We start from the raw sequence: 11,737 nt of genomic DNA, 5'->3' as shown, positions 1-11,737 counted from the left end.
CTACCTGTCGAAAATGGAAGGCTCGAATGCTCACGGCTAAGCGGAGCGACCGGGTAACGCAAACGACGGTGGTGCCACTGCTTTTCTTGTCACACGCTCAATGCAAGTAGTCCTGAAGGCGGTAGTAGACCCCCACCACCGGGAGGAACCAGGGCTTGCCGAAATGCCCGGGAATCGCCGGCCAATCCAGATCGCCCCAAGGGTTGGCCTCGGCCTTGCCGTCCATCACCTCGGCCATCGCCTGGCCCATGTGCACCGACATCTGCACACCATGGCCGCTGTAGCCCATGGCGTGATACACGCCGCCATGCTGGCCGGCGCGTGGCAGGCGGTCGGAGGTCATATCCACCAAACCGCCCCAGCAATAGTCGATTTTCACCTGGGCCAACGGCGGGAACATTTGCGCCATCGCCGCCTGCAGGATCTTGCCGCTCTTGGCATCGGAGCTGCCTCCGGACATGGCGAAGCGCGCCCGGCCACCGAACAGCAGGCGGTTGTCCGGGGTCACCCGGAAGTAGTTGCCGATCATGCGGCTGGTGACGTACGAACGCCGTTGCGGCAATAGCTGATCGAGCAGCGCCTGGGGCAATACCTCGGTGGCCACGATGAAACTGCCCACCGGCACGATCCGCCGCCGGTACCAACCCAGCCCGCCGTGCTGGCTGGCGCCGGTCGCCATCAGCACCTGGCCGGCCTGCAGGCTGCCGCCACTGGTTTCGAGCCGATAGCCACCGGCCTCGGCCTTCCAGCCCTGCAGGGTGGTCTGCTGGTAGATCAGCGCACCGTGGCGCGCCGCCGCTTCGGCCAGACCAACACCGAAGCGGCCGACATGCATCTGCACACCGTTGCGCTGCAGCAGGCCGCCGTGGAACTCGGCCGAGTCGACTTCGGCTCGGGCCTGTTCGGCGGACAACAGCTCCACCTCGGCGTCGACCTCGCGGCGGATCAGCTCGCAGGTGCGCGCCAGGCCATCGTAGTGCTGGGGCTTGGCAGCCAGCTTGAGCTTGCCGCTGCGCTTGAGGTCGCAAGCGATGCCTTCCGCCTCCACCAAGGTCACCACGCTCTGCACCGCACTTTCATAGGCCCGGTAATAAGCGCGGGCCCGCTCGGCGCCGAGGCTGGCGACCAGGCTGGCGTAGTCCTGGGCCACCCCGGTATTGCAATGCCCGCCATTACGCCCGGAGGCCTCGCCGACCACCCGGCCGGCCTCCAGTACCGCCACGCTCGCCCCTTTCAGGGCCAGCGCACGGGCCGCCGACAGCCCGGTGAAACCGCCGCCGACCACGGCAACATCGACGCGTGCCGGCAGTGCGCCGGTCTGAGCGCCGGTGAACGCCGGTGCGGTATCGAGCCAATAGGACTCACTGCGCATGGCTAACCCCTTATCCCGTGTAAAAGTGACGGTTGCGGCTCAGAGCCCGACCAGGCCGGGCAACCCGCCGATATCGGTGATCTGCCGGTAGTTGTAGCAGGCGTTACCCGGCTGCTCGTGACCGCGGGCGACGAAGGCCTTGTGCTTGATCTTCATGTCTTCGGCCGGCATCAGGTCATAGCGGAAGCTGGAGGACACGTGCAGCAGGTCTTGCGGCCCGCAGCCCAGGTTGTCGAGCAGGTACTCGAAGGCTTGCAGGCGCGGCTTGTAGGCCTGCGCCTGCTGCGCGGTGTAGACCTTGTGGAAGGGCACGCCCAGCTTGTCGACGTTGGACATGATCTGCTCGTCCATGGCGTTGGAGATGATCACCAGCGGAATCTTGTCGGCGATCTTCGCCAGGCCGGCGGTCACGTCGGCATGCGGGCCCCAGGTCGGCACGGCGTTGTAGTAGAGCCGTCCCTCGCCACGATATTCCACGCCCCAGCGCTTGCACACGCGGGAGATCGCGGTATCGAGAATTTCATCATAGGGCCGCCAGTCACCCATCACCTGATCCAGGCGGTAGGCAGCGAAATCCCTGACGAACTGATCCATCTGCTCAGGCGCGACGCGGTCAGCGAACAGCTCGCGGGTCAGCGGGCCCATCTGGAAGTTGGTCAAGGTGCCGTAGCAGTCGAAGGTGATGTACTTGGGGCGAAGAAAACTCATGTGGGCAATCCTGGAAGTTCGTTGATGAAAGCGACGATAGGTCGCAGCACCACGGCTTCATTACAGCACCGTGAAACCAGCAGATGACGTTAAAAGCACGAGCCAACCGACATAAACCACCGTTTTGCCCACCACCCCCAGCAGACTTTGCGGGGCGCTCCACGACTGGGCAACGGCAGGCCTGACGCACCCTCGCGGGGCGCTCCCCCCTCCCTGGCAAAACCCTCTCAGGGGCTGCGGCCGCAGAAAATGCGCCTGGCCTGAATGCACAACGGGCGCCCCAGGGAGCGCCCGCTGCCATGCCTGCGTAGTGCCCCTGGCGCATCGCGGCAGCGCCATGGGGCCGCTCGCCTCAATAACCGCGAGAACGGTCGATGGCATCCACGAGTGGCTCGCCCCGTTGATGTCGACGAATGTTCGCCAGCAGGATCGGCGCAGCCGATTCGGGCTGGGTCATGCTCGCCACATGGGGGGTCAGAAAGACCCGCGGATGGCCCCAGAATGGATGCTCCGCAGGCAAGGGCTCAGGCTCGGTCACATCGAGAATGGCACGCGATAGGCGCCCGGCATCCAGCGCCTCGAGCAGATCCGCCTCGACCAGGTGCTGGCCACGCCCGACATTGATCAGCGCCGCGCCGGCAGGCAGCAGGGAAAACACTTCGCGGTTCAGGATGCCCCGGGTGGCCGGGGTGAGCGGCAACAGGCAGATCAGCACATCGCAGCCGGCGAGAAAGGGCTGCAACTGCTCTGCGCCGGCGAAACTCTCCACGCCCGACAGCTCACGCGGCGAGCGGTTCCAGCCACGCAGGTCGAAGCCGTAGCTCGCCAGGCGCTGTAGAACGGCGCTGCCGAGCGAGCCCATGCCCATCACGCCGATGGTGCGAGCCGAGGCAGGTGACACTTCGAGCGGATTCCAGGTGCGCGACTGCTTCGCCTGCACATAGTCGAAGAAGTCGCGGTGCAGGGCCAGCACGCAGAGCGACACATACTCCACCATGCCGTCGATGATCCCTGGCTCGACCATCCTGACGATGGGAACCTGCCTGGGGATAGCGGAGAAATCGACATGATCGACGCCCGCCCCCGAGGAGAAGAACACCTTCAGCCGCGGCAGTTGGGCGATGAAATCCGCTGGCGCCTGCCAGGCAATCAGGTATTCGACCTCGTCGAGGTCGCCGGCATCGGGCCAGACCCGGAAGTCGAGATCCGGGGCGTGTTCGGCGAAGTAGCGCGCCCAGGCAGGGGCGCGTGCGGCATCGGATCGATAAAGAATGCTCATGGTGAAGTCCTACCAGCCCCCTACCCAGCCATCGAAAAGCCCTTCAGGCAGGGTTTCCTCGTTGGCGCCACGGAGAAAATCGAAATCGCAGCCCAGATGAGCCTGCTCGATATGTTGGTTGTACAGGTTGCGATAGCCACGCACATGGCGTGACAGCGGCGGTTGCCAGGCCTGGCGCCGACGTTCCAGTTCCTCCTCTTCGACACAAAGCTGCAGTCGCCGCTCGGCGACGTCGAGTTCGATGATGTCGCCGTTACGCACCAGGGCCAGCGGCCCGCCGACCGCCGCCTCGGGTGAAACGTGGAGCACGGCGGCACCATAGGCCGTGCCGCTCATGCGCGCATCGGAGATGCGCAGCATGTCGCGCACACCGCGCTCCATCAGATGACGCGGCAGGGGCAGCATGCCCCACTCCGGCATCGCCGCGCCCACCGGGCCGGCATTGCGCAGGATCAGCACGCTGTTCTTGTCGATGCCGAGTTCGGGGTTATCGATCTGGTCGGCAATCGTTTGCACGTCCTCGAACACCACCGCCGGGCCGCGGTGACGGAACAGCTTGGGATCGGCCGCACAGGTCTTCATCACCGCCCCATCCGGGGCCAGGTTGCCCTTGACCACGACCATGGTCTCGCCAGGCTTGACCGGTTTGTCCAGCGGGCGGATCACATCGCTGTCGAACACCTGCGCCGTGTCGATAATCTCGCCGAGGGTGCGCCCGTCGACGGTGCGCGCATCGAGGTGCAGCAAGGGCGCGAGGGTCTTGAGCAGGGCCGGTACGCCACCGGCGGCCATCAGCCGCTCGGTCAGGTGTTCGCCGGCGGGCTGGACGTTGGCGATCAACGGCACACGCCTGGCGATCTCGTCGAAGCGCTCCAGGCTCAGCGGCACGCCGACGCGGCCGGCGAGCGCCAGCAGGTGAATGATGACGTTGGTCGAGCCGCCCACCGCGCACAGCAGGGTGATGGCATTGTCGAAGGCGCGCGCATCGAGCACCTCGCTCGGGCAGGGGCTGCCATCGGCGGCCATGCGCACGCTACGACGGCCCACCTCGCGGGCGATCTGCTGTCGGCCGCGGTCGACCGCCGGCACCAGGCTGCTGCTAGGCAGCGATACGCCCAGGGCTTCGCAGATCACCGCCATCGAGGAAGCGGTACCCATTTCCGCGCAGTGGCCGGCCGTGCCCATCACGCTGCGCTCGAACGCGGCGAACTCGCCGTCGGAGAGTTCGCCGGCACGCAGTTGGTCAACCAGGCGCCAGACCCCGGTGGCATTGGCCAGATTGCCGCCAGTCGCCGAGCGGGGGGTAGCCGGGCCGCTGGCCAGGAAGATGAACGGCACGCCTGCGCTGGCGGCCCCCATCAGCAGGGCCGGCTGCGTCTTGTCACAGCCGCCGAGCAGCACCAGCGCATCGAAGGGATAGCCGCGAATGGTCTCTTCGGCTTCCATGGCCAGCAGGTTGCGAAACGGGAAGGAGCTCGGCTTGATGATGTTCTCGCTGATCGACATCAGCGGCACCTCGAACGGGATCCCTCCCGCCTCGAGAATCCCGACCCGCACCTCTTCGGCAAGGGTGCGCAGATTGAGGTTGCACGGATTGATATCGGACCAGGTGTTGAGGATGCCGACGACCGGCCGCGTCATCAGGTCTTCGCGGCTCCAGCCGGCGGCCGACAAGGTCGAGCGATGCACGAAACCCGGCAGGTCATCCTTGCGAAACCAGCGTGCGCTGCGTAGCGGCCTACCCTCTTTTGTTTCGTTATCGCTCATCAGATCACCTTGCAGGCTTGGGTTCGGAGAATTCGTCGAGGCAGCGTGGCAAGCTGCCAGGGATACGGCAGCGCCTCGCACCGCCACTTGCCGAGGCTGTGCGAGGCTTGCAAGTCAAAGGCCGACCAGGCCGGGCAACCCGCCGATATCGGTGATCTGCCGGTAGTTGTAGCAGGCGTTACCCGGCTGCTCGTGACCGCGGGCGACGAAGGCCTTGTGCTTGATCTTCATGTCTTCGGCCGGCATCAGGTCGTAGCGGAAGCTGGAGGACACGTGCAGCAGGTCTTGCGGCCCGCAGCCCAGGTTGTCGAGCAGGAACTCGAAGGCTTGCAGGCGCGGCTTGTAGGCCTGCGCCTGCTGCGCGGTGTAGACCTTGTGGAAGGGCACGCCCAGCTTGTCGACGTTGGACATGATCTGCTCGTCCATGGCGTTGGAGATGATCACCAGCGGAATCTTGTCGGCGATCTTCGCCAGGCCGGCGGTCACGTCGGCATGCGGGCCCCAGGTCGGCACGGCGTTGTAGTAAAGCCGCCCCTCACCACGATATTCCACGCCCCAGCGCTTGCACACGCGGGAGATCGCGGTATCGAGAATTTCATCATAGGGCCGCCAGTCACCCATCACCTGATCCAGGCGGTAGGCAGCGAAATCCCTGACGAACTGATCCATCTGCTCAGGCGCGACGCGGTCAGCGAACAGCTCGCGGGTCAGCGGGCCCATCTGGAAGTTGGTCAAGGTGCCGTAGCAGTCGAAGGTGATGTACTTGGGGCGAAGAAAACTCATGGCGCAGTCCTGAAGTCTTGTTGGGGGATGGTGCAGTCGACATCGACTCCGCTCGGGAACACAGACGTCGTGCTGAACTGCCCGATCATTACAGCACCAGGCCCTCGGCAGATGAGGTTAAAAGCAGGCACGCATCGACACAAAAAGGCCGTTTTTCAGGCCAGGGCCAGCAGACTTTGCGGAGCGCCCCGAAAGCGAGCAAAGCCAGCGAGCATGCGCCCCTGGGGGGCCAAACAAGGCAAAACGGGCGCCTCGCAGGGCGCCCGTTGGGGGGATAACGCAGCACAATCAACCGATGTCGATGAGCACGCTCTTGTGCCGCAGGTTGGCCGTGAAGGCCTCGCTGCCCAGATCCTTGCCGATGCCGGAACGCTTGTAGCCGCCGGTGGGCAGAATGTGGTCGTCGCTGCGCCCGTAACGGTTGACCCACACCGTGCCCACCTCCAGGCCACGAATCAGGCGCAGGGCGCGGTTGAGGTCGGCGGTGTGCACGCCCGCTGCCAACCCGTAGGTGGGGTGCTCGGCCAGTTGCAGGGCCTGCTGCTCGTCATCGAAGGTCTGGATGGTCAGCACCGGGCCGAAGATCTCTTCCAGCACGGCCGGGTTGTCGCTGGCCGTCACGCCGAGCAAGGTGGGCTGATAATAGGCGCCGCCAAGGCCGTCGATGCTCCCGCCACCTGCGAGCACCTCGGCACCGGCCTGACGCGAGCGCTGCACGATGGCGTCGATACGCTCGGCCTGCTGCCGGGAAATGATCGGCGCCAGGCTGGTCTGCGCCGACCAGGTCGGGCCAGGGCGCAACTCGCGGAAATGCTGCTGCAGGCATTCGACGAAAGGTTCGAGAATGCTGCGCTCGATGATCAGCCGCGAGCCCGATACGCACACCTGGCCGGCGTTGCCGGTGACGGCCATGGCCACGCTACGCGCGGTCTTGGGCAAATCGGCAATATCGGCGAACACCAGTTGCGGGCTCTTGCCGCCCAGCTCCAGGGTTACCGGCTTGGGGCCGTACTTGGCGCAGGTCGACATGATGCTGGAGCCGGTGGCCGTGGAGCCGGTGAAGGTCACCTTGCTGATGCGCGGGTGGCGGCACAGGGCATCGCCGGTCAGGCGCCCGTCGCCCTGCACCACGTTGAAGATGCCTGGCGGCAGGCCCGCCTGCACCCCCAGCTCGGCGTAGCGCAGGATGGAGAACGGGGTGAGTTCCGAGGGCTTGAGCACCACCGCGTTGCCCGCCGCCAGGGCCGGCGCCACCTTCCAGTTGGCCATGCTCAACGGGAAATTCCACGGCGCGATGGCACCGATCACCCCGTAAGGCTCGGCGATCTGCATGCCCAGGCGGTCATGCTGGGTGGCCGCCACCTGGCCGCCGTGCTTGTCGGCCAGCTCGGCGAAAAAGCGCAGCACCTCGGCCACATAGGGGATGTCCCAGGCCAGTACATCCTTGTGCGGACGGGTCGAGCCGACCGCCTCCAGCGGCGCCAGGGTCGCGGCATCGGCCTCGATCAGGTCGGCCCAGCGGCGCAGCACACGGCAGCGCTCACGTGGTGGGCGGCTGGCCCAGTCACTCTGGCGGAACGCCTGCCAGGCGTTCTCCACCGCCTCGTCCACCAGCGCCGCATCGGCGATGGGCAGTTGCGCGTAGGGTTGGCCATCGGAGGGGCGCGACACTTCCAGCCCCGGCAGGCCGTTGCGGTAACGGCCGCCAATGAAATGGGCACTGCGCACGGACACACCGTTCGGGTCGAAGCTGTTCATAAAGGACTCCAGGTAAGAGCGCCAGGACACCTGCGCGGCGCCTGGCATAGCCAGACCTCCATCCTAGAAAACATTGCCCGATACATGCTGCGGACTTGCGGCCGTGCCCAAGCATTAGCTGCGGACTTTCAGGCCTGGCCCGATGTAATCGACCGCAAGGTGCAAGGCCCATGTCCTGGCGATCATGCTAGCCGCGATCCTGGTAGACCTCGGCCAGGTCACACAGATCCCAGTTGCCGCCGGTCAGGACCACACAGACCTTTTCATCCGGGCGAACCTTCAGCGTACCGGCCAGCAGCGCGCCAATGCCGATGGAGGCGGCGGGTTCGGCGATCAGCTTGGCGTCCTTGGCCAGGGCGCGCATGCCCTGGACGATGTGCTCGTCCTCGACCAGGACGATCTCGTCGACATAACGTTCGATGATCGGGTAAGGGTTTTGCCCCGGCACACTGATGCGCAAGCCGTCGGCAATGGTGTTGAGCAAGGGCAGCGTGGTGCGCTGCTTGTTCAGGCGGCTGTGGTAGTACTTGGGAGTCAATGCCGGCTCGGCACCGACGACCCGCACCGACGCTCGGGTTTCCTTGATGGCGGTGGCGATGCCGGAAATCAGGCCGCCGCCGCCCATGGGAACGATTACGGTGTCCACGTCCTGCAGGTCTTCCAGAATCTCGCAACCGATGGTGCCCTGGCCGGCCATCACCAGCGGATCCTCGAAGGCATGGACGGGCATGTAGCCGTTTTCCTCGGCGATTTCGTATACCCGCTTCCAGCGCGCGGCAGTGTCGCCATCGAAGAGGATGACCTCGGCACCGAGCGCCTGGGTGTTGGCGATCTTGATCTTCGGGGTGGTTACCGGCAGCACCAGAATGGCTTTCACTCCCAGCATGCGGGCGGCGTAGGCAAGCCCCTGGGCATGGTTACCGGACGAGGTGGCGATGATGCCGTTGGCGATCGTCTCTCGCGGCAGCGAGAGCGTCTTGTTCAACGCGCCGCGAATCTTGAAGGCGCCGGTGATCTGCAAGGTTTCGGGCTTCAGGTAGAGCTGGCAAGCGACAGCCTTTTCTATCTTCTCGGCGCGCAACAAGGGCGTATGCCGGATATGCGGTGCGAGCCGTTTTCGGGCCTCTAGAATGTCCGCGATGGTGGGATGGTCGAGCATGTCATGTCCTCTGTCCTGTTACCGAAAGATCCCGCACTCAAAGAAAGCCGAAGAAGGTTCCGATCTGTTTTTCCAGCGCGTTGCGATAGATTTTCTCGGCGGTGGTGTTGTCCTGTATGGCCATGCCGGTGGAGTCGAAGAGGGTGATCTCCTCATCGCTCTGCCGCCCTGGTTTCGTGCCCAGCAGTATCTCGCCGAGTTCGCCGTGAATATCGTCAAGGCCGATGACCCTCTCGTTCAGCGCATGCCAGGTTTCCCCTTTGTCGATGCACTGTGCGATCGAGTCGTTGACGATCTTGGCGTGGCGGAATATCTCGGGCTCGAATTCCTGCTTGCCTTTCATGTCCGTGCCGATGGCGACGATATGGGTGCCGGGCTTCACCCAGCTCGCTTGCACCAACGGGCCCTTGCCGCGGGTAGTGGTGATGAGGATATCGGCCTGCTCGACCGCCTCCTTCTTCGAGTCGGCCAGGATCACCGGAATACCGAGTTCGCCTTCGATATCCGCCTTGAAGCGCTCGCGCGTTTCGGGGGTTCTGCTCCAGGCATGGATCACTTCGATGGGTCTGACCAGGCTGATGGCGCGAATCTGCATGCGTGCCTGATTGCCAGTGCCGATGCAAGTGACCTTCGTGGCGTTCGCACGCGCCAGTGCCTTGACCGAAACAGCCCCCGAGGCCCCCGTTCTGAGGCCGGTGAGCAGGCTGCCGTCCATCACGCAGATCAGCGCGCAACTGCGGGCATCGAACAACAGAACGGAGCCCATGCCGTTGGGTACGCCGTGTGTGCTCGGGTTATCGAGAAAACCACCGGACGAGGCTTTCATCGAGATGATCTCATTGCTCGTGCAGTAACCGACCTTGAAGTCGATCTCACCGCGAGGTGCCGACAGGTGGATGCCGATGTAATCCGGTTGCACCACCTGCCCGGCGCTGAAGGCCTTGTAGGCCTCCTCCACCGTGCCAATGACTTCCTGCATGGTGATCAAGCTGCCGACTTCTGCTTTGTTGAGCAGCAGGGTTTTCATCTGCACGACCTCACTACTGACTGACCTGGACAACCGTCCATCAACCGGCAGCCAGGTAAAAAGGGCACTGCTCACGGGCAGTGCCGGCTTGCCTCGAATCAGTATGCCGTCGGGCGCTCCGCAGAAAATTTCGGATATTGGCTCAAGGCGCAACTTCCGCTTGTTTTTGCCACCGTTGACGAAAGCTGACGCTGCGCCCTGCCCATGCAGCGATTGCCTGCACGGCATGCGTGAAGCGGCTCGAATGCATGTCGTTGGAGCGAGGTGCGCCGGCATCGGTCAGCCATCAGCACGCCGGGCAGAACAGGCAAGGCAGAAAAACTCATGAGGGCCATGACAGGCGCCGCAGCATAAACTTCCGAGCGCACCGGCGAAAACACCTGATTCTGCGATTGCACAGGATCAATACGACAGCCTGCATCGGGTCGAGCTGCCTACCATAAGCGGCACAATGGCAGTGCCGCTGACGCTGTCCAACGCCCTGTTCAAGGGACGACAATCCAGCATCCCCCTTAACCCTTTCGCTCTTGCAGGCCAGGAGAAACAACATGCCGGCTCCCTTGATCACCATGCAGTCCACGGCACAATTGCCCGATAGCGCCGATATCGTGGTCATCGGCGGCGGCATCATCGGCGTCTGCACGGCCTATTTCCTGGCCCGCGATGGCCTCAAGGTCGCCCTGCTGGAAAAGGGCCGCATCGGCGCCGAACAGTCCAGCCGCAACTGGGGCTGGTGCCGCCAGCAGAATCGCGATGCCCGCGAGCTGCCGCTGTCGACCAAGAGCCTCGAGCTGTGGGAAGAAATCAGCGCCGAGCTGGGCGAAGACCTGGGCTTTCGCCGTTGCGGGCTGTTCTATCTTTCCGACAACCAGGCCGAACTGGATGGCTGGGCCAAGTGGCGCGACTTCGCCATCACCCAGGGGGTGACCACCCATATGCTCAGTAGCGCCGAGGCCACGCAACGCGGTGCCGCCACCGGCAAACCCTGGCTTGGCGGCGTGTTCTCCCCCTCCGACGGCATCGCCGACCCGTCCCGTGCCGCGCCGCTGATCGCCAAGGGCGTGCTCAAGCATGGCGGCACGGTGCATCAGTTCTGCGCCGCACGCGGGGTGGAAACCGAGGCCGGGCGTGTCAGCGCGGTGATTACCGAACACGGCGTGATCAAGACACGCCAGGTGGTGATGGCCGGCGGCGCCTGGGCGTCGTCCTTCTGCGCGCAACTGGGCATTCGCTTTCCACAGGCCTCGATACGCTCCAGCATCCTCTCGGTGATGCCCGGCGTGCAGGGCATTCCCGATGCCCTGCATACCAGCGAGGTGACCGTCACCCGGCGTGGCGATGGCGGCTACACCCTGGCCATTTCCGGGCGCGCCTGCGTCGACCCGACGCCGCAACAACTGCGCTTCGCCAGCTACTTCGTGCCGATGTTCGCCAAACGTTGGCAGATGCTCTCGCCGGGCGACCTGCAGGGCTGGCTGTCCGGCCACGAAACCTGGCGCAAGTGGGCACTGGACAAACCGACGCCAATGGAGCGCGTGCGCATCCTCGATCCACGCCCATCGGAAGCCATCCTGCGCGATACCCTCGCCCGCGCTCGCCGTCTGCTGCCAGCGCTGGGCAGCGTGCCCATGCAGGCCGGCTGGGCCGGTTACATCGACAGCACCCCGGACGGCGTGCCGGTGATCGACGAGGCGCAGAACCTGCCAGGCTTCATCCTCGCCGCTGGCTTCTCCGGCCATGGCTTCGGCATCGGCCCCGGCGCCGGCCGTCTGATCGCCGAACTGGCACAAGGGCAAACGCCCTTCGTCGACCACCGCCAGTACAACCTGGCGCGCCTGAACAAGAGCGCCTGGGGCAAGGTGTCGGAGTTCTGAACCGCACCGA

General features: G+C 64.7%; 9 protein-coding genes. 1 reads left to right on the top strand and 8 read right to left on the bottom strand.

The features are described 5' to 3' along the window. Positions 1–97: 97 nt before the first annotated feature. The 8 genes from OU800_RS08785 to OU800_RS08750 all read right to left on the bottom strand — a co-directional run bounded on the left by OU800_RS08785 (position 98) and on the right by OU800_RS08750 (position 10,081). On the bottom strand, positions 98–1,372 hold the full coding sequence (locus OU800_RS08785) for an NAD(P)/FAD-dependent oxidoreductase (protein ID WP_268182950.1): 1,275 nt from the start codon (positions 1,370–1,372) through the stop codon (positions 98–100). Positions 1,373–1,411: 39 nt separating this feature from the next. After that, positions 1,412–2,080 (bottom strand): haloacid dehalogenase type II, encoded by a 669-nt coding sequence (locus tag OU800_RS08780; RefSeq protein WP_268182947.1) that lies wholly within the window; start codon positions 2,078–2,080, stop codon positions 1,412–1,414. A gap of 352 nt (positions 2,081–2,432) precedes the next feature. Beyond that, a complete protein-coding gene (locus OU800_RS08775) occupies positions 2,433–3,359 on the bottom strand; it encodes a 2-hydroxyacid dehydrogenase (RefSeq protein WP_268182945.1) in 927 nt (308 codons plus the stop codon). 9 nt (positions 3,360–3,368) lie between these two features. Then, positions 3,369–5,126 carry a dihydroxy-acid dehydratase gene (locus tag OU800_RS08770; RefSeq protein ID WP_268182943.1) on the bottom strand — a complete coding sequence of 586 codons (1,758 nt, stop codon included), beginning with the start codon at positions 5,124–5,126 and terminating at the stop codon, positions 3,369–3,371. A gap of 114 nt (positions 5,127–5,240) precedes the next feature. After that, on the bottom strand, positions 5,241–5,909 hold the full coding sequence (locus tag OU800_RS08765) for a haloacid dehalogenase type II (RefSeq protein ID WP_268182942.1): 669 nt from the start codon (positions 5,907–5,909) through the stop codon (positions 5,241–5,243). Positions 5,910–6,197: 288 nt separating this feature from the next. Beyond that, complete coding sequence (locus OU800_RS08760) at positions 6,198–7,667, bottom strand: aldehyde dehydrogenase family protein (protein ID WP_268182941.1); 1,470 nt, start codon at positions 7,665–7,667, stop codon at positions 6,198–6,200. Positions 7,668–7,854: 187 nt separating this feature from the next. Continuing rightward, the gene (locus OU800_RS08755; RefSeq protein ID WP_268182939.1) at positions 7,855–8,826 is read right to left on the bottom strand and encodes a threonine/serine dehydratase; all 972 of its coding nucleotides are present in this window, start codon (positions 8,824–8,826) and stop codon (positions 7,855–7,857) included. Positions 8,827–8,863: 37 nt separating this feature from the next. Next, positions 8,864–10,081 carry an ornithine cyclodeaminase family protein gene (locus OU800_RS08750; protein ID WP_268182937.1) on the bottom strand — a complete coding sequence of 406 codons (1,218 nt, stop codon included), beginning with the start codon at positions 10,079–10,081 and terminating at the stop codon, positions 8,864–8,866. A 320-nt stretch (positions 10,082–10,401) separates the two neighbouring features. Between OU800_RS08750 and OU800_RS08745 the strand changes: the two genes are divergently transcribed. Beyond that, on the top strand, positions 10,402–11,727 hold the full coding sequence (locus OU800_RS08745) for an NAD(P)/FAD-dependent oxidoreductase (RefSeq protein ID WP_268182935.1): 1,326 nt from the start codon (positions 10,402–10,404) through the stop codon (positions 11,725–11,727). The last annotated feature ends 10 nt before the right edge of the window (positions 11,728–11,737 follow it).

This window comes from Pseudomonas sp. GOM7 (assembly GCF_026723825.1).
GTDB lineage: Bacteria > Pseudomonadota > Gammaproteobacteria > Pseudomonadales > Pseudomonadaceae > Aquipseudomonas.
Note: the sequence above shows the minus strand (reverse complement) of the source record. Positions and strands in the feature narration are given on the sequence as shown.